Source organism: Citrobacter amalonaticus, from assembly GCF_002918555.1.
In the GTDB taxonomy this organism is placed as follows: Bacteria; Pseudomonadota; Gammaproteobacteria; order Enterobacterales; family Enterobacteriaceae; genus Citrobacter_C; species Citrobacter_C amalonaticus_A.
The window spans coordinates 285,298-310,599 of the sequence record NZ_PQMB01000005.1; the positions used below are offsets into that span (position 1 = coordinate 285,298).

24 protein-coding genes and 1 pseudogene are annotated in these 25,302 nt (G+C 52.7%); 13 read left to right on the plus strand and 12 right to left on the minus strand.

Annotated elements, in window-relative coordinates:
- Window positions 1-2 precede the first annotated feature (2 nt).
- The 3 genes from eptB to C3432_RS21225 all read right to left on the minus strand — a co-directional run bounded on the left by eptB (window position 3) and on the right by C3432_RS21225 (window position 4,247).
- The gene (gene eptB, locus C3432_RS21215) at window positions 3-1,694 is read right to left on the minus strand and encodes a kdo(2)-lipid A phosphoethanolamine 7''-transferase (protein ID WP_103778603.1); all 1,692 of its coding nucleotides are present in this window, start codon (window positions 1,692-1,694) and stop codon (window positions 3-5) included.
- 415 nt (window positions 1,695-2,109) lie between these two features.
- Window positions 2,110-3,312 carry an L-lactate MFS transporter gene (locus C3432_RS21220; protein WP_103778605.1) on the minus strand — a complete coding sequence of 401 codons (1,203 nt, stop codon included), beginning with the start codon at window positions 3,310-3,312 and terminating at the stop codon, window positions 2,110-2,112.
- 230 nt (window positions 3,313-3,542) lie between these two features.
- Window positions 3,543-4,247 carry an autotransporter outer membrane beta-barrel domain-containing protein gene (locus C3432_RS21225; RefSeq protein ID WP_103778607.1) on the minus strand — a complete coding sequence of 235 codons (705 nt, stop codon included), beginning with the start codon at window positions 4,245-4,247 and terminating at the stop codon, window positions 3,543-3,545.
- Between the two features lie 157 nt (window positions 4,248-4,404).
- On the opposite strand from C3432_RS21225, the gene tag reads away from it, so the two are divergent.
- Together tag and C3432_RS21235 are read left to right on the plus strand one after the other, a co-directional pair.
- Entirely contained in the window at window positions 4,405-4,986 is a 582-nt protein-coding gene (gene tag / locus C3432_RS21230; RefSeq protein ID WP_103778609.1) for a DNA-3-methyladenine glycosylase I, read from the plus strand.
- Window positions 4,964-5,404 (plus strand): N-acetyltransferase, encoded by a 441-nt coding sequence (locus C3432_RS21235; RefSeq protein ID WP_103778611.1) that lies wholly within the window; start codon window positions 4,964-4,966, stop codon window positions 5,402-5,404. The genes tag and C3432_RS21235 overlap by 23 nt, the downstream gene beginning before the upstream one ends.
- On the opposite strand, the gene C3432_RS21240 is transcribed toward C3432_RS21235, so the two are convergent.
- Entirely contained in the window at window positions 5,373-7,703 is a 2,331-nt protein-coding gene (locus C3432_RS21240) for a molybdopterin guanine dinucleotide-containing S/N-oxide reductase (protein WP_103778613.1), read from the minus strand. The two genes, C3432_RS21235 and C3432_RS21240, sit on opposite strands and share 32 nt — an antisense overlap.
- 158 nt (window positions 7,704-7,861) lie before the next feature.
- Between C3432_RS21240 and C3432_RS21245 the strand changes: the two genes are divergently transcribed.
- From C3432_RS21245 to ghrB, 6 genes and pseudogenes are all read left to right on the plus strand, one after another.
- Entirely contained in the window at window positions 7,862-8,524 is a 663-nt protein-coding gene (locus tag C3432_RS21245) for an OmpA family lipoprotein (RefSeq protein ID WP_103778615.1), read from the plus strand.
- Window positions 8,525-8,626: 102 nt separating this feature from the next.
- Window positions 8,627-9,643 (plus strand): LacI family DNA-binding transcriptional regulator, encoded by a 1,017-nt coding sequence (locus C3432_RS21250; protein ID WP_103778617.1) that lies wholly within the window; start codon window positions 8,627-8,629, stop codon window positions 9,641-9,643.
- Between the two features lie 100 nt (window positions 9,644-9,743).
- A complete protein-coding gene (locus C3432_RS28110; protein WP_103778619.1) occupies window positions 9,744-10,493 on the plus strand; it encodes a sugar phosphate isomerase/epimerase family protein in 750 nt (249 codons plus the stop codon).
- A gap of 3 nt (window positions 10,494-10,496) precedes the next feature.
- Window positions 10,497-11,435, plus strand: coding sequence for a sugar kinase (locus C3432_RS21260; RefSeq protein ID WP_103778621.1), 939 nt, complete (start codon window positions 10,497-10,499; stop codon window positions 11,433-11,435).
- A gap of 79 nt (window positions 11,436-11,514) precedes the next feature.
- A pseudogene (locus C3432_RS21265) lies at window positions 11,515-11,682 on the plus strand (MFS transporter); the annotation flags it as partial.
- Window positions 11,683-11,704: 22 nt separating this feature from the next.
- Complete coding sequence (ghrB, locus tag C3432_RS21270; RefSeq protein WP_103778623.1) at window positions 11,705-12,679, plus strand: glyoxylate/hydroxypyruvate reductase GhrB; 975 nt, start codon at window positions 11,705-11,707, stop codon at window positions 12,677-12,679.
- A gap of 38 nt (window positions 12,680-12,717) precedes the next feature.
- Here ghrB and C3432_RS21275 read toward each other — a convergent pair whose 3' ends face one another.
- Window positions 12,718-13,428, minus strand: coding sequence for a DUF3053 domain-containing protein (locus C3432_RS21275; RefSeq protein ID WP_103778625.1), 711 nt, complete (start codon window positions 13,426-13,428; stop codon window positions 12,718-12,720).
- A gap of 442 nt (window positions 13,429-13,870) precedes the next feature.
- Between C3432_RS21275 and C3432_RS21285 the strand changes: the two genes are divergently transcribed.
- From C3432_RS21285 to cueP, 4 genes are all read left to right on the plus strand, one after another.
- Window positions 13,871-15,241: an MFS transporter gene (locus C3432_RS21285; protein WP_103778629.1), complete on the plus strand. Its 1,371-nt coding sequence runs from the start codon at window positions 13,871-13,873 to the stop codon at window positions 15,239-15,241.
- Between the two features lie 251 nt (window positions 15,242-15,492).
- Window positions 15,493-15,783 (plus strand): HTH-type transcriptional regulator, encoded by a 291-nt coding sequence (locus C3432_RS21290; RefSeq protein WP_103778631.1) that lies wholly within the window; start codon window positions 15,493-15,495, stop codon window positions 15,781-15,783.
- 277 nt (window positions 15,784-16,060) lie between these two features.
- Window positions 16,061-16,273 carry a transcription antiterminator/RNA stability regulator CspE gene (cspE, locus tag C3432_RS21295; protein WP_004126446.1) on the plus strand — a complete coding sequence of 71 codons (213 nt, stop codon included), beginning with the start codon at window positions 16,061-16,063 and terminating at the stop codon, window positions 16,271-16,273.
- A 158-nt stretch (window positions 16,274-16,431) separates the two neighbouring features.
- Entirely contained in the window at window positions 16,432-16,971 is a 540-nt protein-coding gene (gene cueP / locus C3432_RS21300) for a copper-binding periplasmic metallochaperone CueP (protein WP_103778633.1), read from the plus strand.
- Window positions 16,972-17,111: 140 nt separating this feature from the next.
- Here cueP and C3432_RS21305 read toward each other — a convergent pair whose 3' ends face one another.
- From C3432_RS21305 to C3432_RS21320, 4 genes are all read right to left on the minus strand, one after another.
- A complete protein-coding gene (locus C3432_RS21305; RefSeq protein ID WP_103778635.1) occupies window positions 17,112-17,939 on the minus strand; it encodes an SDR family oxidoreductase in 828 nt (275 codons plus the stop codon).
- Window positions 17,940-18,172: 233 nt separating this feature from the next.
- Window positions 18,173-20,242 carry a glycine--tRNA ligase subunit beta gene (gene glyS / locus C3432_RS21310; protein ID WP_103778637.1) on the minus strand — a complete coding sequence of 690 codons (2,070 nt, stop codon included), beginning with the start codon at window positions 20,240-20,242 and terminating at the stop codon, window positions 18,173-18,175.
- 9 nt (window positions 20,243-20,251) lie between these two features.
- Window positions 20,252-21,163, minus strand: coding sequence for a glycine--tRNA ligase subunit alpha (gene glyQ, locus C3432_RS21315; RefSeq protein ID WP_004126458.1), 912 nt, complete (start codon window positions 21,161-21,163; stop codon window positions 20,252-20,254).
- Between the two features lie 95 nt (window positions 21,164-21,258).
- Complete coding sequence (locus tag C3432_RS21320) at window positions 21,259-21,561, minus strand: YsaB family lipoprotein (protein WP_103778639.1); 303 nt, start codon at window positions 21,559-21,561, stop codon at window positions 21,259-21,261.
- A 176-nt stretch (window positions 21,562-21,737) separates the two neighbouring features.
- Here C3432_RS21320 and C3432_RS21325 point away from each other — a divergent pair, with 176 nt between their 5' ends.
- Entirely contained in the window at window positions 21,738-22,733 is a 996-nt protein-coding gene (locus tag C3432_RS21325) for an acyltransferase (protein ID WP_103778641.1), read from the plus strand.
- Window positions 22,734-22,773: 40 nt separating this feature from the next.
- Here the strand turns inward: C3432_RS21325 and yiaA are convergent, their stop codons facing one another.
- From yiaA to xylB, 3 genes are all read right to left on the minus strand, one after another.
- Window positions 22,774-23,211 carry an inner membrane protein YiaA gene (gene yiaA, locus C3432_RS21330; protein ID WP_103778643.1) on the minus strand — a complete coding sequence of 146 codons (438 nt, stop codon included), beginning with the start codon at window positions 23,209-23,211 and terminating at the stop codon, window positions 22,774-22,776.
- A 99-nt stretch (window positions 23,212-23,310) separates the two neighbouring features.
- Window positions 23,311-23,676, minus strand: coding sequence for an inner membrane protein YiaB (yiaB, locus tag C3432_RS21335; protein WP_103778645.1), 366 nt, complete (start codon window positions 23,674-23,676; stop codon window positions 23,311-23,313).
- A gap of 167 nt (window positions 23,677-23,843) precedes the next feature.
- Window positions 23,844-25,298, minus strand: a complete 1,455-nt coding sequence (gene xylB, locus C3432_RS21340) for a xylulokinase (protein ID WP_103778647.1) — start codon at window positions 25,296-25,298, stop codon at window positions 23,844-23,846.
- Window positions 25,299-25,302 lie beyond the last annotated feature (4 nt).

The window sequence follows — 25,302 nt, forward strand, 5'->3', positions numbered from 1 at the left end:
AGTTAGTTTGCTACCGTTTTCTTCGGTTCAGGAATATGGCACCAGTTCAAATTCTCGTTAATCCCGCCATCTGACGAGGTATAACCAAGACAACCCATAATCGTGTCATAAAGCTCAACATGACGACGCGGTATCTTCATTTCCGCTTCCTTTTTAAGGTGCGCAAACGCCTGCGCGTTGGCCGGATTCTCCAGATATCTGTCCGACATCCAGACCATCATCGGCACGCGGAACTGCTCCGGCGGCGCCATTTTACGCGGCGTTCCATGAAGATGTTCGCGCTCGTTGATTGACTCACCATGATCAGCCGCGTAGAACACGATCGCCTTCTTATCACGCACCTGGTCAATCACGCTGGTAATAAAATGGTCAACGTAGCTCACTGAGTTATCATAAGAGTTAATCATCTGCGCTTTCGTACAACCGTTGTCCACCCCTACACACTCAGGCGTCCACTGCGCATAGCTGCGCGGGTAACGCTGCGTATAGTTAAAGTGAGACCCTTTGGTATGCAGGATGATCAGATGTTTTCCATTCGGATTACGGTTGAGCGACTGCTGCATCTCTTCGACCAGCAACATATCATCTACAGGCTTACCCCGGTTACGAGGCTCTGCGCCAATCTGCTCACGGTAGGAAATATTATCTGCCATGGTATTGCTGTAGAACCACATCTCACTTTGCATCGCATACAGATCTGAGCTAAAGCCCAGTTGTTTGAGTACAGCAAAAACATTCTGCTCTTTTAGCGTACGCTGGGGATTATCTTCAGCCCCACCTTCACGAACGAACATACAGCGAAGGGAAAGTTTCGTCGCCGTATCACAAGAATACCCACGGAAGGCCGCCAGGTTTTTTTCCCTGGCAAGTTCAGGCGTGGTATTACGCTCATAGCCAAAAATGCCCATGTGATCCCAGCGCGTCGTCTCACCAATAATGAATACGACATAGGTGTCATCAATATCTTTAGGCGCATCATAATTAAATTTCTTTGCCGGGTTGATGAGCGATTTCGTGTCAGAAGACTCATCCACCTGCGCCCACGCATACAGACCCAGCGCAGACAGCCAGTTTGAGGGCAGATAGGAATTTGCCACCACACCGCCGTAACTCGGCAGATCGACCCCAGTGGCGTGTTCAACCCTTTTCTGTTGCACATCAAGCAAGCGAATTGGCGCCCACACCATTAGCCCGGCCAAAACTACCGCAGCCACGCTACGAACGCGCTGCCCTGGCGTGCGCAATTGTCGCAAGAGGGTATAGCGACAACGGTTACTCCAGATAAAGATCAAAGGAAGAATACTGACTGCCACCAGCCATAAAATAAAATGTAGCCCTACCACTTCCTTCGATAAATCAATATCCGTCGTCAGGACGGACGCAATAATGCCGTAGCCAATGACCACATTTAAAAAAGTCATGTAGTAACTGGCACCCGCTGAAAACAGAACAACCAGAGTTGCCAATACACGCCAGATGCGTCGGCCGAACAAGGAGAGGAGTCGGAGTAAGAAGAAAGTCACCAGCACCGTGGCGACGAGTTCAACAACCGCTGAAATTCCTTTCCAGACGGTAAAGTCATGCGCATAGCTGCCGAAACGGCGATAAAAAACAGCGCAATTCATAAACAGACCGATATAGATAGCGAGCAAGAAGCTAAGCTTTTGCTGCGTTATCGACTTAATGTATTTCATGCAAGCAAGCCCTGGAAATCGAGGGGAGAACACCGCCTGCACATAGACCAATCAGGTCCGGCAGGTGAAATGCGGAAGTAGCTTAATGATAAGAAAATCTACAAACGCGGGTAAGTAGACCACAGCAATACGGAAAAGTGTCTACAAAGAGTGTGATCGGAGCACAAATTTACAAAATTGCAAGTTTGAAAGCAGACGGTTTATAAGATGTTCTTATACTACTGACAAATCTCACGCCTGTTTTGCCGGATGGCTCGCCCGGGAGCTATCGCTATCTGAGAAGTACAGTATTTTCAGTACATTATGCGGTTCAGCGTCGGCCCGCCATCGGCGGCTTTCAGGCTTTGCCATCACGCTCAGGCCCGCACAGATGCAGGCCTTTTGCTACAATTTATACACAATTAATTTGAGCGAATCAGGCGTGAGCTTCTTTGTACACTTCACGCTTCGGCTGGCGAATGGTGGTAGAAAGCGCCAGTGAAAGAATCAGCAGTGCAAAGATCACGCAGAAGGTGACATAGAAGCCGCCAAACAGCGAGGCGATAATAGAGCCGCAGATGCTGCCAATACCGAAGCCCAGATAAATGACACCATAGTTTTTCGCCAGATTATTCAGGCCAAAGAACTCACTGACCAGCGACGGGAAGACCGTAATGGTTCCGCCAAAGTTAAAAGCAACACAGGCAATGGCGGCGAAGAAGGTCATCGCATTCAGCGGCGCAAAGAGCAAAGCGGCCATCCCGACCAGCGACACCACCTGACCGATTGTGATCACGCGGATGCGGGCGATTTTGTCCGACAGAATGCCAAGCACTAAACGACCGGACAAGTTCGCGATAGAGATAACCGTCACCGCGTTGGCCGCCGCGGCAACATCCATATGCGCCAGCCCCTGAGCAATATCCTTCGCCACGCCAATCACATATAAACCGCTCATGCACGCCGTCAGGAACATCACCGCCAGCATCCAGTACTGCGGTTTACGCATAGACTGAGCAAGCGTGTAGTCGGTTTCCACGACGCCATTTTGTGTTTCCACATCCTGATCCGGCGCATCTTTCATTAGCGTGGAACCGAAGACAATCATCACCAGCACAATCGCCCCCCAAATCACGAAGGTCTTTTCCAGACCAACGGAGGCCAGAAGGTGGCTGTCGATAAATTTGAAACCCAAACTCCCCAGGCCATAAGAGCCAATCGCAAAGGCAGAGATCAGCCCTTTACGTTCCGGGAACCACTTCACGCAGTTGGAGAGGGTTAAAAGGTAACCAGCCCCGTCAGCCAGACCAACCAGCACGCCGGCGCTCAGCCACAGCATCATCAGATTACTGGCGTGCGCGGTGAGGAAGAAGCCCACGCCCAGCAGAATGCCCGACGCCATCGTGACGCGTTTAACGCCAAATCGTTCCTGCAACTTCCCGGCAACAGACGATGAAATAGCCAGTCCCAGGCTCAGCAAGCCAAAGGAGAAAGCCACCTGGCTTACCGGCTCATTCAGCTTCGCAGAAAGCACGCCATTAAACAGGCTCCAGGTGTAAACGGAACCGAGTGCAAACTGGGTAATAATGGTACCGATGAGGGTCAACCAACGAGTACGCTGATAATTTGAAGTTTTCATGGCAGTTTTCCTGCATAGACAAAATGGGAAATTCTCTGCCGACAACAATAACGAAGTGCATTTTATGCCAGGGGAAAACGGCATGAAGTGCCACCAGAACGGAATGAAATGCCTGGATTTTGGAATGAATGACGAGACAAAACCGGAGGCGGCTGACGCCCAGATTGTAAGTTAGTACCCACTATCAACGAATTAACTGTTACTACTGCGTTTTAATTGTGAGCTATCTGTTAAAACCTGGCGCTAACCCCCATGGTGTACAAAAAATCGCTGTTGGTGGCGCTGTTTTCAGTTTGAGACAGCGCAGCATAAGCCGCCATGTTCTGATTAAGCAGCATATCCGCCCCAACGGTCACATCCAGCCAGTTCCCCTCCTGGCTCGCCGCCACCATCCGACTAAGGCCTGACTGCGCTTTCCAGATGTTCTCGCCAAACTGCTGGTTATAGCCAATTTGCGCCCACGGTCGCAGGTCGCCAAATTGCGAATTGACACGCCACCCCAACGTGCTGACACTGGCATGCCAGAGTGGATCGGTCAGGGTCTGTGTCGTCACGCTATCGCCAAATTCGTTATAGATTGCCGCTGTGGAACCATCGTAATGCAGCGCAGCAACCGGCCCGGTGGAGATGCGCGTGGACAAGGGGAAATTCCAGCCTAAGCTCATATTGCCGGGCGCGTCAGGGGGCAATTCATCTGCCAGATTCAACACCAGACCGGGCGCATTTTGATGAGTCCGGATCCGCTCGGCCAGAATATCATCGTAACTTGGTTGGTGATCGCTATCCCATGTATAGCGTTCTGTCGTATGCCCCGATACGGTATCAGCGATATATTCTTGTTGCCAGGCATACGCGGTATTGATAGAGAACGAACAGGCCACTACGCCCGCAAGGCAGCATAATGCCCGGCGACCTCTGCTTTCTTTCAAATTCATCAACGCGACTCCAGGAAAGAGCCGAATTCGGCGATATTATTGTCATTGTAGGAAGTGTGTCAGGCACAAGAGCCTGTATTAAATATTGTCTTTTTGGCGGGCGCGTCAAGGCCAGCCGAATGAAAATTTTACGTTATGGCAAACAGCGAGGGAGAGTATGGAACGTTGCGGCTGGGTCAGTCAGGATCCACTTTATATTGCCTACCACGATACGGAATGGGGCGTACCTGAAACCGATGGCAAAAAACTGTTTGAGATGATCTGCCTCGAGGGTCAGCAGGCCGGGCTCTCCTGGATTACCGTGCTCAAGAAGCGGGAAAACTATCGCGCCTGTTTTCATCAGTTTGATCCCGTTCGCGTGGCAGCGATGACTGAAGAAGATGTTGAACGCCTGGTATCAGATGCCGGTATCATTCGCCACCGCGGTAAAATTCAGGCCATCATCGGCAACGCCCGCGCGTACCTTGCAATGGAACAGAACGGAGAACCGTTTTCTGAGTTCGTGTGGTCATTCGTGGGCAACCAAACGCAGGTCTCGCACGTGGCCACCCTGAGCGAAATCCCCACCTCAACACCGGCTTCTGACCTGCTTTCAAAGGCGCTAAAAAAACGCGGCTTCAAGTTTGTGGGCTCCACCATCTGTTACTCCTTTATGCAGGCGTGCGGTCTGGTCAATGACCATGTCATAAGCTGTTTTTGCCACCCGGGAGAGCATCATGATCCGAGAATCCCACAGTAGCGATATGGCGCCCATTCTGGCGCTATGGCTGGAAAGCACTATTCATGCGCACCCATTTATTCGCGAAGCGTACTGGCGTGAAAGCGAAGAGATTGTCCGCGACGTCTATCTGCCCGCTGCGCAAACCTGGGTGTGGGAAGAGAATGGTCAACTAAAAGGCTTCGCCAGCATCATGGAGGCACGTTTTTTAGGGGCGCTGTTTGTCGCGCCTGATGCGCTGAGGCGTGGGATAGGCAAAGCGCTGGTGCAGTACGTGCAGCAACGCTTCCCCATCCTCAGCCTGGAGGTCTACCAGAAAAACCAGACCGCCGTGAGTTTCTACGATGCGCTGGGATTTCGCATTGAAGATAGTGCCTGGCAGGAAGATACCCGACATCCCACCTGGATTATGGGCTGGCAGGTGGATCAAACGCGGTAAGCGCCAGCGCGGGCCCGCGGTATTTCTCCAGCCAGGCCAGCGCGGTATTGCCTGCACATCCGTTGCCCAGTCGTGAGCTGGGGAGATCTTTGGTCAGGACGTTAACCGCGCCATTCTTACAAATTCCCCCCGCAGACGGCTCCAGATCCGGCCACGCTCCTTCATGAATGCAGATAACGCCAGGTCTGATGCCTTCGGTAACCACCGCCCCTGCAAGGATTTGCCCGCGATGGTTCCACACCCGAACCGTATCGCCATGGGAAATCCCCCGCGCCCGCGCATCGTCAGGATGGATAGTTACCGGCTCGCGATCCGCCACTGCATACTGCTCGCGAAGCGCGCTGTAATTGAGCTGGCTGTGCAAGCGATGCGCCGGGTGTGCGGAGAGTAGCTGTAGCTGGTCGGGTTTTGCATTACCGTGCCATTCATCCGGCTCCAGCCACGTCGGGTGCCCCGGACAATCAGCATAACCGTAGCTGGCAATCTTCTGTGACCAGATTTCAATTTTCCCGCTTTGCGTCTTCAACGGGTGCCGCTCAGGGTCACGGCAGAAATCCGCAAAACGAACAAATTGCGCGTTGAGCGGGCTCTCCGGCATCTCGATCAGTTGATTTGCTTCCCAGAACTGAGCAAACGGCGGTAACGTGACCTGCTGGCTGGCACCGCGCTGACCGGCAATCGCGTAGAATGTCTCCAGCCACTCCAGCTCGCTTTTACCTTCGGTAAAGCGGGCATAGCCACCGGTTTCCCAACGCTCGCTGAGTTCGGCAAAGACGTCAAAATCATTGCGTGCTTCATCACGCGGGGTGACAACCTGCTTCATCGGCACCAGATGCTGGTTGCTGTAATCGCCGGTCATGGTGAGATCGTTGCGTTCAAAAGAGGTGGTCGCCGGGAGAACAATATCCGCGTGCTTCGCTGCCGCGGTCCAGAAACATTCGGAAATCACCACCAGCTCCGGCTTTTGCCAGGCACGAATCAAGCGGTTCGTATCCTGATGATGGGTAAAATTAGCGCCCCCCGCCCACCAGACGAAGCGGATATCCGGGAAGTGACGATTCATACCGTTGTGCTGATAAGGCGCACCGGGGTTTTCCAGCGCTTCGACAATGCGCGCCACCGGAATTTTTTCTACCGCGTCGGTGCCGCCCGGCAAGCTCCCCTGCATTGACGCCAGCACGGCGGAACGGCGCGTTGGATTGCCGCCGTTAGCAAAGTGATATGACAGCCCAAACCCGCCGCCAGGCGTGCCGATTTGTCCCAGCATCGCGGCGAGAGTCACAATCATCCAGTGCTTTTGCTCACCAAACTGCTGTCGCTGCATCCCCCATCCGGCCATCAGCATGGTGGTATTTTTATGGAATATTGTTGCCAGTTCGCGAATTTTCGCCGCAGAAATCCCGCAAATACTCGCGGCCCACTCCGCTGTTTTTGCCCTGCCGTCGCTCACGCCCAGCAGATAGTCGGCAAAGACGTCATAGCCCGTCGTGCAGCGTGCGAGAAACGCCTCGTCATGCCAGCCGTTTTCCACCAGCGTATGGGCAATTCCCAGCATCAGCGCCACATCCGTGCCCATATGCGGGGCAATCCACTCCATTTGATCGCCAAAGAAATCCGCACTTTCCGATCGCATCGGATCGATACAGATCAGCGTCTTCCCGCTGTTACGCAAAGCATCAAAGTAAGGAATACCCTGCTCATCCGACGCATTCCAGGCGATTTTCAGCGTGTTAAGCGGATTGGCGCTCCACAACACCACGACATCACTGTGCTCCAGGATCAGCGGCCAGCTGGTCTGCTGCTGGTAGACCTCACTTCCCCCCACCACGTACGGCATGATGGCCTGTGCCGCCCCCGTGGAGTAGTCGCCAAGATGACCGGTATAGCCACCCGCCAGCGCCATATAACGCTGCAACAGGGTCGCCGATTTGTGCAGTACGCCGTTCGACCGCCAGCCGTACGAACCGGCAAAAATTGACGCCGGTCCATACGTTTCACGAATACGTTTGTGCTGGGTGTGAATAAGCGCCAGCGCATCATCCCAGCTCACGCGTACAAATTCATCCTGCCCGCGTACGCCCTGTGGGTTCTCCGGTGAGTTGAGAAATCCTTTACGAACCATCGGAAAGCGCACCCGGGCTTTGCTATGAACCTGGTCACGAACCACCGTTTGCAGCGAATTGGGGTGTGAAGTGGGCAGTGCCCCGCGGGATGACAGAACACGCTCTCCGTCGGTCTCGACCAGAACAGGCCCCCAGTGGGCTGCCGTTAATACGGAATAAGATGATTCATTAGACAAAGTGAGCGCTCCTGCAGATGACGTCGTTTATTTATTGCGCCATTCAATGTTACTTACAAATTTCAGAGAGTTCCCTGGAATTTTCTTCATGTTCACACGTCATAATCAGGCGCCACGGTCGCTGTGGCAAAAAATAAGAAAGTCATTAAGGAATTAAGATGAAGAAACGTGTATTTGTGATTGCTGCCATCGTGAGCGGCGCCCTGGCGGTATCAGGCTGCACAACCAACCCTTACACCGGCGAACGCGAAGCGGGTAAATCTGGCATTGGCGCAGGTGTCGGTTCGCTTGTTGGCGCAGGTATTGGCGCACTCTCCTCCTCGAAGAAAGATCGCGGCAAAGGCGCACTGATTGGCGCCGCCGCAGGTGCTGCACTGGGCGGAGGTGTGGGCTACTACATGGACGTACAGGAGGCGAAACTGCGCAATAAAATGCAGGGAACCGGTGTTAGCGTAACGCGCAGCGGCGATAATATTATCCTCAACATGCCGAATAACGTCACCTTCGACAGCAGCAGCGCCACCCTGAAACCAGCGGGTGCGAATACGCTGACCGGCGTGGCAATGGTGCTCAAAGAGTACAATAAAACCGCGGTCAACGTGATGGGTTATACGGACAGTACCGGCGGACAGGATCTGAACATGCGTCTGTCGCAGCAACGTGCCGACAGCGTTGCCAGCTCGCTGATTACTCATGGTGTGGAGGCAAACCGAATCCGCACCGGCGGGATGGGCCCGGCAAATCCTGTCGCCAGCAACAGCACCGAAGAAGGCAAAGCGCAAAACCGCCGCGTCGAAATCACCCTAAGCCCGATTCAGTAATAAATTGCCGGATGGTGGTGGCTTCACCATCCGGCATGAATCAACTTGCCATTGTTAATTTTCGCGCTAAGGTGTTCACACTTTCAGGCGAGAGAAATCCCCATGGAAAAATCAGCACGCCCTACCATCAGTGATGTGGCAAAAACCGCGAAAACCGGTAAAACCAGTATTTCCCGCTATCTCAATGGCGAAAAACATCTGCTTTCTGATGCGCTGCTGGCTCGTATTGAAAAAGCCATTGCCGAACTCGACTATCGCCCAAGCCTGATGGCCCGTAACCTGAAACGCGGCCGCACTCGCCTGATAGGTCTGATCATCGCTGATATCACGAACCCCTATTCCGTCAACGTATTAAGCGGTATTGAAGCGGCCTGTCGCGAGAAAGGTTTCACCCCTCTGGTCTGTAACACCAATAACGAAGTGGACCAGGAGTTACACTATCTTGATCTGCTGCGTAGCTATCAGGTGGAAGGCATTGTGGTCAACGCTGTTGGCATGCGTGAAGAGGGGCTGAATCGTCTGCAACAGTCGGCGCTGCCGATGGTACTTATCGATCGTAAGATCCCTGATTTCGCCTGTGATGTGGTGGGACTTGATAACACCCAGGCCGCCACAGCAGCCACTGAACACCTGATTGAACAAGGGTTCGAAGCATTGCTGTTTCTCAGTGAACCACTCGGCACCGTGAACACGCGCCGCGAGCGCCTGAGCGCCTTTCGTGCGACGCTTGCCCGCTACCCTGGAGTGGTGGCGGAAGACGCCGAAGTTCCGTTGACGGAGAATACATACCTGGATAACACTTTGCGCCAGTTTCACCAACAGCACCGGGGTATGCGCAAAGCGGTGATCTCCGCTAACGGCGCGCTCACCCTGCAGATTGCCCGCTCGCTTAAACGCATTGGTCTGAACTGGGGCAGCGATATTGGCCTGCTGGGGTTCGATGAGCTGGAATGGGCTGAGCTGGCAGGCGTCGGAATTACCACACTCAAACAGCCCACCTGGCAGATTGGTTACGCTGCCGTCGAGCAGGTGGTGCGCCGGATCGAAGGTGCCGCAGAGCCTCTCCATGAGCAGGTTTTTTCCGGCGAACTGATCGTCCGCGGTTCCACATCCCGTTAATTTTCCTTCGTGATAGCGATCATAATTTCGACAAAGCGATCTTTTCTTTGGAACCGGTACCATTTAGCGTATTAAAAAGAGCGTCCGACCAGGAGTTTCCATGCAGAGAAAAATTATGGTGGTGACTGCCGCTTATGGCAACGATCTGGTCCGCGCAGCTGGCGGACAAAGCGCGATGCTGCCGGTCATTTCCGGAGCCGGTGCCGACGGCGTCGAGATCCGCCGTGAAATGTTCACACCCGCAGAGCTTAAGACGTTACCCACGCTGGCCCTCGCCATTGAATTATTCGGCTTGCTGACCTGCTATTCCGCGCCAGAACCGCTGTTTCTGACTGATGGCACCCTCAATCCACAGCTCCCCGAATTGCTTCATGAAGCACAAACACTGCGCGCACTCTGGTTAAAAGTTTCGCTCGGGCATTTTACCCATACGGAGCAATTCAACACCCTGCATAACTGGCTGGAGAACAGCGGCATGGCGCTGGTGGTGGAAAACGATCAAACCGCATGCGGGCGGCTGCTCCCAATGCAGCGCTTCAGCACGGCCTGCCAGCAACAAAAGCTGCCTGTGCGACTGACGTTTGATATGGGTAACTGGCTGTGGGTCGGCAACTCGCCGGAAGCCGCAGCAGAGCTGCTTGCTCCTTCCGTGGGCTATGTCCACGTCAAAGCCGCAGTGGCGCATCGCGACAGCTATCGCGCCGTTCCACCAGACCAGGCCGATCCCCGCTGGCTGACATTGCTCAGCAAACTGCCCGCAGAGGTGCCACGCGGCATTGAGTTCCCGCTGGAAGGGGCCGACCTGACGGAAGTTACCCGTCGCTACGTCGATATGTTACGTAAGGAGTAAGAGATGAAGAATTCCCTGGATGTCATCACCATTGGCGAAGCGATGGCGATGTTTGTCGCCACTCAGACCGGCGATTTAGCAGAAGTCGATCAGTTTATTAAGCGCGTGGCGGGTGCCGAACTCAACGTCGCAACAGGCCTGGCGCGCCTGGGGCTGAAGGTGGGTTGGGTGAGCCGCATCGGTAATGATAGCTTTGGCCGTTTTATTCTCCACTCGCTGAAAAAAGAGGGAATTGATGCTCATGGCGTGATCCTCGATGAACATCACGCCACCGGCTTTCAGCTCAAATCCAAAGTCGAAAATGGAACCGATCCCATTGTGGAATACTTCCGTAAAAATTCAGCCGCCAGCCATCTTTCCGTTGAAGATTACAACGACGCGTACTTCTCCGGCGCCCGCCATCTGCACTTAAGCGGCGTCGCGGCTGCGCTCTCCGCCAGCTCCTGTGAACTCCTGACACACGCCGCCCGCACAATGAAAGCGCAGGGTAAAACCTTCTCATTCGACCCAAACCTGCGGCCTGTACTGTGGAAGAGCGAAGCGGAGATGGTGGAGAAACTCAACCGCCTTGCGTTTCAGGCCGACTGGGTTCTGCCAGGTTTGAAAGAAGGGATGATATTAACCGGCCAACAAACCCCGGAAGGTATCGCCGATTTCTATCTGCATCATGGCGTGAAGGCGGTGGTGCTGAAAACCGGTGCCGACGGTGCCTGGTATAAAACCGCAGAGGGTGAACAAGGAAGCGTTGCCCCGGTAAAAGTGGACCATGTGGTGGATACGGTTGGCGCAGGCGATGGCTTTGCGGTAGGCGTGATAAGCGCTCTGCTGGAAGGGCGCACGCTGCGTCAGGCCATCATTCGTGGCAATAAAATCGGTGCGCTGGCCATTCAGGTACAGGGCGACAGCGAAGGATTACCGACACGTGAAGCGTTAGGTGAATAATGACACGTGATGCTAACCGCCTCCCTAACCCCGGTGGCAACGGCGGCGTGGCGACAGACAATGGAGAAACGATGACGCTGGCTCATTCTTCGGCTCGTGATTTGTGGACTCTCTCCACGACGCCACTGGCAGTCCGTTCGCATCGTACATTTTCAGGGGGGTAGCGCTTTTTGCCTCAGTATGGCTAACTCTGATTGTTAAGCCTGCCAATAATCAACAGCGACCGGTTGGCGCACGCCACGCTTAAATTTTAACTTACGGAGATTTGCATGAAGCCGTCCATTATTCTCTACAAAGCGTTACCCGACGATTTACTGCATCGCCTGGAAGCACATTTTGCCGTGACTCAGGTCCCCAACCTGCGCCCGGAGACGGTAAAACAGCACGCACACGCTTTCGCCAGTGCAGAAGGTTTATTAGGCTCCAGCGAAGCCGTCAATACCGCCCTGCTGGAGAAAATGCCGAAGCTGCGCGCAACATCAACCATTTCCGTGGGTTATGACAATTTTGATGTGGATGCCCTCAACGCACGTAAAGTACTGCTGATGCACACGCCAACGGTGCTGACGGAAACCGTGGCTGATACGGTGATGGCGCTGATCCTGAGCACCGCCCGTCGCGTGGTAGAAGTGGCAACACGAGTGAAAACCGGTGAATGGACGAAAAGCATCGGTCCTGACTGGTTCGGTACCGATGTTCATCATAAAACGCTGGGGATTATCGGCATGGGGCGTATTGGTCTTGCCCTCGCGCAACGCGCCCACTTCGGTTTTAACATGCCGATTCTTTACAACGCACGGCGGCATCATCAGGAAGCAGAAGAACGTTTCAATGCGCGCTATTGCGACCTCGATACGCTGCTCCAGGAATCTGATTTTGTATGCCTGATTCTGCCACTCACGCAAGAGACACATCACCTGTTTGGTAAAGCGCAGTTTGCCAGAATGAAGTCCTCCGCCATTTTTATCAATGCCGGGCGCGGTCCGGTCGTGGACGAGAGCGCGCTGATTGCCGCATTGCAAAATGGTGAGATCCACGCAGCGGGACTGGATGTCTTTGAACAAGAACCGCTGCCGGTGGATTCACCACTGTTGTCGCTGCCAAACGTGGTGGCGCTGCCGCACATTGGTTCAGCCACCCATGAAACACGCTACAACATGGCAGCCTGCGCTGTGGATAACTTAATCGATGCGCTACAGGGCAAGGTTGAGAAGAATTGCGTGAATCCGCAGGTGGCAGGATAAAAAAGAAAAAGAGGCGAAAGATTCGCCTCTTTTTTGTATTACTGAATTGCGTTCACCGCAGCAGTCCAGGCCTGAGTAAATGCCTGATGCTGAGAGGCCAATGGACCAATCAGCGCGTTGTACTGACTTGCCTGCTGTGAGGTCGGAAACTGAATACCATTCGCCACAAAGCTGACCTGCGTATCCTGCTGGGCCATAAAATCGCCCACCTGTACCAGCTGCTGCGTGAAGATTTGCGCAGCCGGGATCAACGGTTGCAGCGCATCCGCAGGAACCGTCACGACTTTATTGTAAACCTGATCGAAGACCGGCTTCAGATCGTCAGCTTGCTTTAGCGTGCTACGCGCGGCATCAGCCTGCAGTTTTGCATTCTGCAACTGCTGGCTTAACACGCCAAGAGAGCCATTCAGATCGCGCAGGGGACCACGCTGGGTCATATAATCCTGCGGCACGCGAATCGCGTTAACGCTGTCCACAACCGGACGCAGACCGGAATCCATCGCCTGATTAACCTGCTGCGAGTAGCCATACAGAACCGCGTAGTCGGATACAAACGGACCAAACTGTTTTTTCTGATCGGCAGTCAGAGTTGGCAGACGCTCACCGCTACGCATCACCGTATTCTGCAGAAAATCGACAAACGCTTTGCGCTGATCGCCTTCTTTATCAAAACACCCACTCAGGCTAACTACCATTAATAACGCCGCAAGAGGCGCAAACCAGCGAGAGCAGGACTTACCTGTCGCCATTTCAATACTCCTTTCACACAAAAAAGCGCACACCAACACACGCGTGCCTGACGCTGACAAGGATAGTCCAGGTCAGGCTCGCAGGATACCCTTTCCGCATAATCTTGTAGTGGAAAATGATGTCTCAAAACAGGAAATTTTAGTTTGTTATTTTATTGTTAATTTCATCACATTTAACCTCTCTCCTGCAATGGCGCGCACGAATAACAACACCATGATTTTTATCATATTTCAAACCATGCACGCTCCATACGCAGCCAAATCGTACGATTATCGCACGTTAATGAAACAGGAGAGATTGCCCGGGCGTGACTTCGGTGTTTTGATTAAATGAACGATTAACGAATAAACGTTCGATAATCGCACAAAAACCATCAACGCCTGCGGTGGAGAAAACCATAATTACCTCTGTCCCCCGCCTTTATTCAGCAGGAACGATCGCATGACAAACAGAACGACGGATATTCAAGCGTTTATAAATGATCATCCCTTTTCAAAGTATCAGTGGATGATCCTCGTGCTGTGCTTTGTGACCGTCGCGATGGACGGTTTCGACACAGCCATTATTGGTTTTATTGCCTCTGACCTGGTACAGGAGTGGGGGGTTGAGAAATCAGCGCTCGGCCCGGTAATGAGCGCCGCGCTGGTTGGGTTGGCTGTGGGCGCGCTAACGGCGGGTCCGATGGCTGACCGTATCGGGCGCAAGAAAGTCCTGATCATGTCGATTATTGTCTTTGGCGGATTTAGTCTGCTGACCGCCTTTGCCAGCACGCTTAATCAACTTACCGTCCTGCGCTTTTTAACGGGTCTGGGGCTCGGTGCAGCCATGCCCAATGCCGCTACGCTGATGAGTGAATACGCCCCCGAACGCCGTCGCGCTCTGATGGTGAATCTGATGTTTGTAGGGTTCCCAATCGGATCGTCAATGGGTGGATTTATTTCCGCATGGCTCATTCCCCATTATGGCTGGCAGAGCGTGCTGGTTCTCGGTGGGGTGATGCCACTGATGCTGGCGCTGGTGCTCATCTTCCTGCTGCCGGAGTCGGCGCGCTATCTGGTGGTCAAAAACAAGTCCCAGCAGCAGATTGGCAAAATCCTGCGTCGTATCGCGCCACTACCTGATGCCACTCATTTTGTCCTGCGCGAAACGGGCCAGGTGAAAGAGAAATCCGCGCTCGGCGTCATTTTTTCACCGCGTTACGCACTCGGTACCGTGATGCTCTGCCTGACCTATTTTATGGGACTGCTGATTTTCTACCTGCTGACCAGTTGGCTGCCACTGCTTATCCGTGAAACGGGCGCAACATTGAGCCAGGCATCAATTATTACGGCCCTGTTCCCACTGGGCGGCGGCATCGGCGTGCTGGTGCTGGGCGCGCTGATGGACAAAATGAATCCGAATAAAGTGGTCGCGGCAGGCTGGTTGCTGACCGGCATCTTTGTCTGTCTGGTCGGTTTTTCTACCAGCAATCTGGTGTTGATGGGCGTGATGGTATTTATTGCCGGAACGATTATGAACGGCGCGCAATCGTCGATGCCCGCTCTGGCCGCCGGTTTTTATCCCACCCAGGGCCGTGCCACCGGCGTGGCATGGATGCTGGGTCTGGGGCGCTTTGGCGGTATTCTCGGCGCCTTCAGCGGTGCATTTCTGATGCAGGCACAGCTCTCATTCGAAACCATATTTACCCTTCTCGCATTCCCGGCGCTCGTTTCCGCCTTCGCGCTGATGGTGAAATACTGGGCCGGAAAACGACAGCCGGCCATGGTTAGCGCTTCTTCTGAAAACCTGAACAGTGCAACGCAAAAAGCCTGATCCCTCCCCGGCGGGTTTTTCCCGCCGGAAATCGTCATATTTTCGTAATCTTTACACTTTCCTGAATGGACAGGATATCCCGACCGTTATCAGATCGTTAGCACGCTACAATTCTGCTTATCCTTTTTGCTGAAACGAATTTGCAGCGCCCTCCCATCGTCTTACGCCAGACGTCTTTGGCGTTTTGCAACTATTCTTAACTGGCTTCGATGAAATTCACGATCCCGCTGTGTGATTTAGAGGAGTTCTCAATGGAATATAAAGATCCTATGTTTGAGCTGTTAAGCAGCCTGGAACAAATTGTTTTTAAAGATGAATCTTCACGAGTTACCCTGACGAGTAAGCCCAACCCTTTTACTGAATTTGAACAGTTACGCAAAGAAAGCGGGCTAAAAACGGCTGACTTCGCCCGGGCGATGGGGGTAACCGTAGCGATGGTGCAGGAGTGGGAATCAAGACGCGAGAAGCCGTCCAGCACCGAGCTAAAACTGATGCGCCTGATACAGGCTAATCCGCAACTGAGTCATCAATTGCGGGAATAAATCTTTTAACACTGCAATCTATCGCGGTCCTGCAAAGGACCGTTTTCCGACCAGTCAGAGAGTCATAATGAAAATAAAAGTTGCATCCACCAGCGTTACATGAGTTAATGCACTCAACGGTTTGACGTACAGACCATTAAAGCAGTTTAGTAAGGTAGTCCCCTTCAAGAGTTATCGTTGATACCCCTCGTAGTGCGCATTTCCTTAACGCTTAAAAAATCTGTAAAGCACGCCATATCGCCGAAAGGCACACTTATTTTTTAAAAGGTAATACACTATGTCCGGTAAAATGACTGGTATCGTAAAATGGTTCAACGCTGATAAAGGCTTCGGCTTCATCACTCCTGACGATGGCTCCAAAGACGTGTTCGTACACTTCTCTGCTATCCAGAACGAAGGTTACAAATCTCTGGATGAAGGTCAGAAAGTTTCCTTCACCATCGAAAGCGGCGCTAAAGGCCCGGCAGCTGGCAACGTAACCAGCCTGTAAGCTTAAACAGCTCATCAGAATTCCAGATCCCTGCCAGTCGGCGGGGATTTTTTTATGCATAATTCTGTCTTTGCATTACTTTACCTGCAATACCTTTGACCTTACCCTAAGGGCAAGCTTTAAAGTGAAAACCCTGTTTTTCACATGGAATTGAAGCGATGTCGAAATCTTCATTATTGTTATTTCTGGGATTACTCACCAGCAGCGCCGCATTCGCCGCAGCACCTGAATCTGCGTTCCTGGCAAAGCATGGGCTTGCCGGAAAATCCGTGGAACAAATGGTCGAAACCATCGACCAGACAGCACAAAGTCGTCCGCTGCCTTTTTCAGCTTCCGTAACCAGCACCGATCTGAAGTTAAACGATGGAGAGCAGGTCCACACCCTGCCGCTGGGCGATAAATTCTATCTCTCCTTCGCCCCCTATCAGCAACAAACACACCCCTGCTTTAATCACAGCCTTTCCGGTTGTCAGGGAGAAATGCCGAATACCACGTTCAATGTAAAAGTGACGGATAACAAAGGTGATGTCGTCATGCAAAAAGCGCTGAAGAGCTACCAGAACGGCTTTATCGGCGTCTGGCTCCCACGCAACATGGAAGGGTCGGTTGAGGTGAGCTACAACGGTAAGAAGGCGATTCATCCCATTAAAACTATGAATGACAGCCAGACCTGTCTGACTGAATTGCAGCTGCTTTAACTGACGAGAATTTGTCGGATGATTACAGGCCTGATGCGCGCATCGCCATCAGGCCGTTTTGTGTTGGTCAAAAATCCAGCCATATTCAGCAATATATTAAGCGCATCCAAAAGGGTATCTCATGGCGCAAGGGGACGATATCAGGGCCGCAATTCGCCATATTTATAGGATGCAGTTGCTCCGCCATCTATCAGCAGGTCACTGCCTGTCACATACGTCCCATTTGGCCCGAAAAGAAATTCAGCAAGTGCGCCAATTTCATCCGGTGTACCGCCACGGCCCGCAGGAGATTTCTCCAGCATATTGCGATAGAACGCACCTCGCTCCACGCTGTTAAGTTCATCATAAGCCAAAGGCGTAAAGATAATACCGGCGCTAATGCAGTTAATACGAGCACCACGTTTGCCCCATTTTACAGCTTCAGACATAACGCGAAGTGCGTTACAGCGTTTAGAAATTTGGTAGGCATACAGGCTATCTTCAATTTCTTTTATCAGTGGTAATTCAAGCAATTCTTCTGGTGGTAGCGTAGCCAGTGCATCGGCCTGAGTTTGAGTCAGTTCATCAACAGGTAAACGATGGCTGGATTGTGAGCCAATCACCACGCCTGAGCCGCCATGCCCGATAACCTTACCAAACTCTTCAAACAGCACTGCGCTACCGTATAAATCGACTTTGATCAGATCCTGGGCTTTTGCCTGAGAAGGCGACAATCCGGCAGTATGAATGATGCCTTTAACCTCCCCCAAAGCGCAGGCTGTTTTTACTAACTGTTGTATTGATAACCGGGAGCGCACATCAACAACCGTCGTACTTACCGCAAACCCGGCACGTGACAAAGTGTTTTCCGCCATTTGCGCCTGTTCGATTTGAATATCGGCCAGAAGAATATGCTTTCCAACGCTAACACGACGCACAATAGCCTGTGCAATAGAACCGCTGCCAATAACAACAATCACTTCTTTCATCATACTTCCTCACCACGCGATCATGATTTTGACTGTGGCCGGAGATTTCAAAGAAAATCTCTCGATAATAGATAATATCCCCCGCACAGTTAGCTTATGCAGAATAGACGTAAGTAAAGGATATCTGAAGAGGGGAAAGTAAGCTTACCCTTATGAGTTTCACTCATAGATGATGTAGATTTAGTGCATAAAAAAACCTGCCCGAAAGCAGGTTTTAATGATCAAGAATACGACTACTGTAGCAGGGAAATATCCGCTACCTGCAGGAACAGCTCGCGCAGTTTGGACAGTAACGTCAGGCGATTGATACGGATATCTTTCTCTTCCGCATTCACCATCACATTCTCGAAGAACTCATCAACCGACTCACGCAGAGAAGCCAGTTCGATCAGCGCATCCTGGTAACGACCTTCGGCAAAGTAAGGTTGCAGCTTATCACGCAGAACCACCAGATTGCCTGCCAGCTTGATTTCCGCCGCTTCTTTCAGCACGGATGCGTGAACGATGTCGTTCAGCGTCTCGTCGGATTTCGCCAGGATGTTGGATACACGCTTGTTGGCCGCAGCCAGCGCCGACGCTTCTTCCAGAGTACGGAAGTGGGACACGGCCTTCATACGGGCATTGAAGTCTGCCGGACGAGTCGGACGACGCGCCAGCACCGCCTGAATAGTATCGACGGTATAACCTTCGTCCTGATACCAGGCGCGGAAACGGCCCAGCATAAAGTCGATAACGTCATCCACCACTTTCGCGTTGGTCAGCTTGTCACCGTACAGGCGCACCGCTTCTTCGGTGAGGGTCTGCAAATCCAGCGACAGGTTCTTCTCGACGATGATACGCAGCACGCCCAGCGCGGCACGACGCAGCGCAAACGGATCTTTATCACCTTTAGGGTGCTGACCGATACCAAAGATGCCTGCCAGCGTATCCATTTTGTCAGCAATCGCCAGCGCGCAGGCTACCGGATTAGACGGCAGATCATCACCCGCAAAGCGCGGTTGATACTGTTCATTCAGTGCGACCGCAACATCTTCCGCTTCACCATCGTGACGCGCATAGTGCATGCCCATCACACCCTGAGTGTCGGTGAATTCGAAGACCATGTTGGTCATCAGGTCGCACTTGGACAGCAGGCCCGCACGGGTTGCGTGATTCACGTCAGCGCCAGTCTGACCGGCAATCCAGCCGGCCAGGGCCTGGATACGGTCGGTTTTGTCGCGCAGCGTACCCAGTTGCTGTTGGAACAGCACGGTTTGCAGACGCGGCAGATGGTCTTCCAGACGTTTTTTACGGTCAGTATTGAAGAAGAACTCGGCATCAGCCAGACGCGGACGCACCACTTTCTCGTTACCAGAGATGATCTGCTGCGGGTCTTTCGACTCGATATTCGCCACGAAGATAAAGTTCGGCAGCAGCTTGCCCGCGTTGTCGTATACCGGGAAGTACTTCTGGTCGCCCTTCATGGTGTACACCAGCGCTTCAGCCGGCACCGCGAGGAATTTCTCTTCGAACTTCGCGGTCAGCACCACCGGCCACTCCACCAGGGAGGTGACTTCTTCCAGCAGGCTTTCGCTCAGATCGGCGTTGCCGCCAATCTTGCGCGCCGCGTCTTCCGCGTCGGCTTTAATTTTGGCTTTACGCGCTTCGTAGTCAGCCACAACCATACCGCGTTCCAGCAGAATCTGCGGATACTGGTCGGCATTGTCGATGGTGAACTCCGGTTCGCCCATAAAGCGGTGACCGCGAATAATGCGGTCGGACTGCACGCCCAGGATGGTTGCAGGAATGACTTTATCACCCAGCAGCAGGGTCACGGTGTGAACCGGACGAACAAAGTGCACGTCGGACGCGCCCCAGCGCATGAGTTTTGGGATTGGCAGTTTCGCCAATGAGCTGGCTACCATGTTAGGCAGCAGCGCTTCGGTACTTTCACCTTTGACGTGTGCGCGATACAGCAGCCACTCACCTTTGTCGGTGACCAGACGCTCGGCCTGCGCGACGCTAATACCGCATCCACGCGCCCAACCTTCAGCCGCTTTGCTCGGTTTACCTTCCGCGTCGAACGCCTGGGCAATCGCCGGACCGCGTTTTTCAACTTCGCGATCCGCTTGCGCAGCCGCCAGACTGGCGACCTTCAGCGCCAGACGGCGCGGTGCAGCAAACCACTCAACATTACCGTGCGCGAGGCCAGCGTTATCCAGCTCCGCGGTCACGTTCGCAGCAAAAGACTCCGCCAGGCTGCGCAGCGCTTTTGGTGGCAGCTCTTCAGTGCCGATTTCCACCAGGAAAGTATTTTCAGACATGGCCGCCTCTTATTTATTCTTGTTGCACATCGGGAAGCCAAGGGCTTCACGGGAAGCGTAGTACGCTTCTGCCACTGCTTTGGTCAGGGTGCGTATGCGCAGAATATAGCGCTGGCGCTCGGTGACGGAGATGGCTTTACGCGCATCCAGCAGGTTGAAGCTATGGGCAGCCTTAAGAATTCGCTCGTAGGCAGGCAGCGGCAGCGGATTTTCCAGCGCCAGCAACTGCTGGGCTTCTTTCTCATACTGCTCGAAGCAGGAGAACAGGAAGTCAACGTCCGCGTATTCGAAGTTATACGTGGATTGCTCCACTTCGTTCTGATGGAACACGTCGCCGTATGTGGTTTTACCCAGCGGACCGTCACTCCAGACCAGATCGTAAACGCTGTCTACGCCCTGAATGTACATGGCCAGACGTTCCAGACCGTAGGTGATTTCACCGGTTACCGGTTTACACTCCAGGCCACCGACCTGCTGGAAGTAGGTGAACTGGGTCACTTCCATGCCGTTCAGCCACACTTCCCAGCCCAGACCCCAGGCGCCCAGCGTTGGGTTTTCCCAGTTGTCTTCCACGAAACGAATGTCGTGGATGGTCGGATCCATACCCAGCTCTTTCAGAGATCCGAGGTACAGCTCCTGGATGTTGTCCGGAGACGGTTTAATCACCACCTGAAACTGATAGTAGTGCTGTAAACGGTTCGGGTTTTCGCCATAGCGACCGTCGGTTGGACGACGGGATGGCTGCACGTAAGCAGTTGCCATCGGCTCTGGCCCCAGCGCGCGCAGGCAGGTCATTGGGTGAGAAGTTCCCGCGCCAACTTCCATGTCCAATGGTTGAACAATGGTGCAGCCCTGGCGAGCCCAGTAATCCTGTAAGGTCAGGATCAAGCCCTGGAAGGTCCTGGTATCAAACTTTTGCATATTATTTCGTGCTGGATACGTGTGGATTTAAAGGAAGGGATCAGTATACCCGCTGACTGCAAGATATACAGTACGTAACGGGAAAAAGGCGGGGGTTAACGCATGGAAAGATGCAAAAACTGCCCATCCGGGTCAAAAGAGCAGACAAAACTCTCTTTACGGAACGTATAACCGCGCATCTCATAGCTCCCCTGGAACTGTTCGAAGCCAGTCACATCGATTTTTTGTATGCCCGTGTTATAGCGTCTGGCCGCCTGGTCTTTGCACATCTCTTCCATGTCAAGCGTTCGCGTTGGGCTGGGTTTCGCTTTCTGCGCCTTCTGCACGGGCGGTGGTGGCGTTGCGCATCCCGCCAGTGCGACGGAGAGCATCGCTGGAAAGAAATACTTCATCATCATTTTATTCCCGCCCGATTTGCTGGTCAGTCTTATTATTAATGTCTGGATATGTCAGGTACATTTTGCGAATCTCTTCGAGCCATCTCAAGATTTAGCCTGAAAAGTCAGATTATTCCAGCGAGATATGCCGGAAAAACGACAGTCAGACCCTTTTTAAAACGGAAATCGAGAAACTGATGCAGCCCAAAATTTACTGGATTGATAACCTGCGAGGGATAGCCTGTTTAATGGTAGTGATGATTCATACCACAACCTGGTATATCACAAATGCGCACAGTGTCAGTCCGCTGAACTGGGAGTTTGCAAACGTACTGAATTCTGCCTCACGCGTCAGCGTACCGCTGTTTTTTATGATCTCGGGCTATCTCTTTTTTGGCGAACGCAGCGCTCAGCCGCGCCATTTCTTACGAATTGGCCTGTGTTTGTTGTTCTACAGCGTCGTGGCTCTGATTTATATCACCCTGTTTACCTCCATCAATGCAGAACTCACGCTAAAAAATCTGCTGCAAAAACCGGTGTTCTATCATCTGTGGTTTTTCTTTGCGATTACGGTTATCTACCTGGTGTCACCGCTTATCCAGGTTAAAAACATCGGCGGTAAAATGTTGCTCATACTGATGATAGTTATGGGCATTATCGCCAATCCCAATACCGTCACGCAGAAGATCGGGGGTTTTGAGTGGCTACCGGTCAATTTATATATCAATGGTGATACGTTTTATTACATCCTGTACGGTATGCTGGGCCGGGCTATTGGCATGATGGAGACGCAAAAAGCCTCGCTATCCATGCTTTGCGCCGTACTTTTCATCGCGGCGGTATTTATTATCTCGCGCGGAACATGGCATGAATTGCAATGGCGAGGAAATTTCGCCGATACCTGGTACGTCTATTGCGGGCCAATGGTATTTATTTGCGCGGCATCCCTGCTAACGCTGGTCAAGAACACGCTCAATACGCGTACAGTCCCAGGTCTTGGGATTATTTCGCGCCACTCATTAGGCATTTACGGATTTCATGCGCTGATTATTCACGCTTTGCGCACCCGTGGTTTTGAGTTAAAAAGCTGGCCGCCGCTGGATATGTTCTGGATTTTTAGCGCTACGCTGGCAATAAGTGTGCTGCTTTCGATGATGTTACAGCGTATTGATACGCGCAGGCTGGTCAGTTGAGACAAAAAACGCCCGACAAGGGTAAGCCGGGCGTCTTTGTTTATTCAGTAAAATCGTCCGGGACAGTCGCGGGATCTTTTAATCGCTCCAGGTCGCCATCACGGATATTTTTCTGTACGGCTACCGCGCCGAACAAACTTAAAAAGAAGGCCAGGCCGTAAAATCCTTTTTCACTTAACAGCAGTGTGGCATTCCACAACCCCACCACCAGCAATGCGACGGCAATGATAAAAGCGGTAAGACAGGTCACATAATAAATCGCCGTGGTCGGGATACCTTCGTATTTGTCCCGAACCGTCTTTTGATACGATGCCGCTGAGAACAGGCCAAGCACCAGGACAGCAAAATAATATCCCTTTTCATTTAGCTGCATATCCGCATTCCACAACCCCAGCAGGTAAGTCACAATACCACCAATCAGCGCAACCCATGACACAATACTGAATGCGGGAGAATATGTTGATGTCTTACTATCCATATAACGTCCTTCCATTGCAAAAAGGGGTGCAGTCGATGTGAAGTCCCAATGACTATCCACCAACAGAATAAATTGCCACATAGACAAGTTTTCAAAATCTTATTTTTCAATAAGATCAAACTTCCCGTTTTTTGATGACCGCATCAGCAGGAACTGCCCCAGCAAACAGACGAAGAATGCCGCGGGGTAAAGTCCTCTTTCAACCAGCGACAGCGGAGCATTCAACACCCCGACCAGCAATAATCCAACGGTAATCAGCGCCACAATCTGACACACAGAAGCAAAGTGCTCATCTAACTGCCCATCCACCCGCAGCCAGGCATAGAGGACAAACATCCCCGTTATCAGCACTCCCAGAAAATATCCTTTTCCGTTCAGTTGCGGACAGGCACGCCATAGCCCGACAACATAAATCAATGCGCCAACAATGAGTAACAGCCATGAAATAAACGCTGATTTATTCATTGAGACCTCCTTATCCATGATGAAGCACATTATGGATAACCGGAGAAATTCGACACAGGTAAATAACGTAAAGAGGATAATTCAGAATAAATCCATACTATTTTTTAATGATTTATTCGGTTGTATTTTTAAAACAAATCTCTCCTGTAACCAGGAGAGATTTACGCTCAGGACATCAGCGGCAACAGTTGCTGATAGAGCCGACGGAACGTCTCCCGACGCTGTTGGTAAACCGCATGGCGTTGCGCATCCGGATAATGTGCCTGCTCCAGAGGAAGCTGCGGCAGTAAATCAGGCAATAACTTATTCGGATTAACCGCGATTTGCGCCAGACGAGCCGCTCCCAGAGCCGGACCGACATCCCCCCCAGTGCGATAATCAAGCTGTAGCCCGCTGATATCAGCCAGCATTTGCCGCCACCACGCACTGCGCGCACCGCCGCCAATCAGCGTAATACTCTGCGGTTTAACGCCACAGGCATGCACCACATCCATGCCGTCCGCCAGCGCATAGCCAACCCCCTCCAGCACCGAACGCGCAAGCTCTGCGGGCCCATGCTGATGGGTCAAACCAAAAAACACGCCCTTGGCCTGCGGATTATTATGCGGCGTGCGCTCACCAGAAAGATACGGCAGAAACCAGACGGGTTCGATGTCGTCATTCGCCTGCTGCGCGGCAGCAATCAACGCAGGTACCGTCTCCAGGCCGGTTAATTTCGCCGCCCAATCCAGACAAGATGCCGCACTCAGCATCACAGACATCAGATGCCAGCGTTCAGGAAGCGCATGACAGAAACTGTGCACCGCGCTTTCCGGCTTGCTAAGAAAGCCTTCACTGACGGCAAAGTAAACGCCTGATGTTCCCAGAGATAACATGGCCTGATCGGCATTCATCATCCCTACGCCAACCGCCCCGGCAGCATTGTCACCACCGCCCGCCACCACGGGAACGACAGGCATGTTCCACGCCATCGCCACCTCCGGTAAAAGCGTACCGGTAATCTCACTCCCTTCAAACAGTGCAGGCATATGGTCGCGCGTCAGGCCGCAGGCATTCAGCATCACATCACTCCAGTCGCGCTTTTCCACATCCAGCCACAGGGTTCCCGCCGCGTCGGACATGTCGCTGGCAAAGTCCCCCGTCATCCGTAAACGCAGATAATCTTTCGGCAACAGGACTTTTGCGACCTGGCGAAAAACTTCCGGCTCATGACGTTGAACCCATAACAGTTTCGGCGCAGTAAAACCGGGCATCATCAGGTTACCCGTGATGGCACGAGACTGCGGAACCTGTTTCTCCAGCAACGCGCACTCTTCAGCGCAGCGTCCGTCGTTCCACAGGATGGCTGGACGCAAAATGCGCTGCTGTTCATCAAGCAATGTTGCGCCGTGCATCTGCCCGGCAATGCCTAATGCTTTTACTGCTTTCAGCGAATGCTGCTGACCCAGCGCTTTGATGGCGCGATCTGTCGCCTGCCACCACTGTTCAGGATCCTGTTCCGACCACAATGGATGAGGACGTGAAACCGCGAGTTTCTCTGTTTGCGAGGCGACCACATCACCCTGCTCATTGAGCAGAATGGCCTTCACGCCGGACGTTCCCAAATCAATCCCGATATACATAGCG

Coding starts and splice junctions, on each gene's coding strand:
- eptB (WP_103778603.1), bottom strand. CDS start 1,694: ATGAAATACATTAAGTCGATAACGCAGCAAAAGCTTAGCTTCTTGCTC.
- C3432_RS21220 (WP_103778605.1), bottom strand. CDS start 3,312: ATGAAAACTTCAAATTATCAGCGTACTCGTTGGTTGACCCTCATCGGT.
- C3432_RS21225 (WP_103778607.1), bottom strand. CDS start 4,247: ATGAATTTGAAAGAAAGCAGAGGTCGCCGGGCATTATGCTGCCTTGCG.
- tag (WP_103778609.1), top strand. CDS start 4,405: ATGGAACGTTGCGGCTGGGTCAGTCAGGATCCACTTTATATTGCCTAC.
- C3432_RS21235 (WP_103778611.1), top strand. CDS start 4,964: ATGATCCGAGAATCCCACAGTAGCGATATGGCGCCCATTCTGGCGCTA.
- C3432_RS21245 (WP_103778615.1), top strand. CDS start 7,862: ATGAAGAAACGTGTATTTGTGATTGCTGCCATCGTGAGCGGCGCCCTG.
- C3432_RS21250 (WP_103778617.1), top strand. CDS start 8,627: ATGGAAAAATCAGCACGCCCTACCATCAGTGATGTGGCAAAAACCGCG.
- C3432_RS28110 (WP_103778619.1), top strand. CDS start 9,744: ATGCAGAGAAAAATTATGGTGGTGACTGCCGCTTATGGCAACGATCTG.
- C3432_RS21260 (WP_103778621.1), top strand. CDS start 10,497: ATGAAGAATTCCCTGGATGTCATCACCATTGGCGAAGCGATGGCGATG.
- ghrB (WP_103778623.1), top strand. CDS start 11,705: ATGAAGCCGTCCATTATTCTCTACAAAGCGTTACCCGACGATTTACTG.
- C3432_RS21275 (WP_103778625.1), bottom strand. CDS start 13,428: ATGGCGACAGGTAAGTCCTGCTCTCGCTGGTTTGCGCCTCTTGCGGCG.
- C3432_RS21285 (WP_103778629.1), top strand. CDS start 13,871: ATGACAAACAGAACGACGGATATTCAAGCGTTTATAAATGATCATCCC.
- C3432_RS21290 (WP_103778631.1), top strand. CDS start 15,493: ATGGAATATAAAGATCCTATGTTTGAGCTGTTAAGCAGCCTGGAACAA.
- cspE (WP_004126446.1), top strand. CDS start 16,061: ATGTCCGGTAAAATGACTGGTATCGTAAAATGGTTCAACGCTGATAAA.
- cueP (WP_103778633.1), top strand. CDS start 16,432: ATGTCGAAATCTTCATTATTGTTATTTCTGGGATTACTCACCAGCAGC.
- C3432_RS21305 (WP_103778635.1), bottom strand. CDS start 17,939: ATGAAAGAAGTGATTGTTGTTATTGGCAGCGGTTCTATTGCACAGGCT.
- glyS (WP_103778637.1), bottom strand. CDS start 20,242: ATGTCTGAAAATACTTTCCTGGTGGAAATCGGCACTGAAGAGCTGCCA.
- glyQ (WP_004126458.1), bottom strand. CDS start 21,163: ATGCAAAAGTTTGATACCAGGACCTTCCAGGGCTTGATCCTGACCTTA.
- C3432_RS21320 (WP_103778639.1), bottom strand. CDS start 21,561: ATGATGATGAAGTATTTCTTTCCAGCGATGCTCTCCGTCGCACTGGCG.
- C3432_RS21325 (WP_103778641.1), top strand. CDS start 21,738: ATGCAGCCCAAAATTTACTGGATTGATAACCTGCGAGGGATAGCCTGT.
- yiaA (WP_103778643.1), bottom strand. CDS start 23,211: ATGGATAGTAAGACATCAACATATTCTCCCGCATTCAGTATTGTGTCA.
- yiaB (WP_103778645.1), bottom strand. CDS start 23,676: ATGAATAAATCAGCGTTTATTTCATGGCTGTTACTCATTGTTGGCGCA.
- xylB (WP_103778647.1), bottom strand. CDS start 25,298: ATGTATATCGGGATTGATTTGGGAACGTCCGGCGTGAAGGCCATTCTG.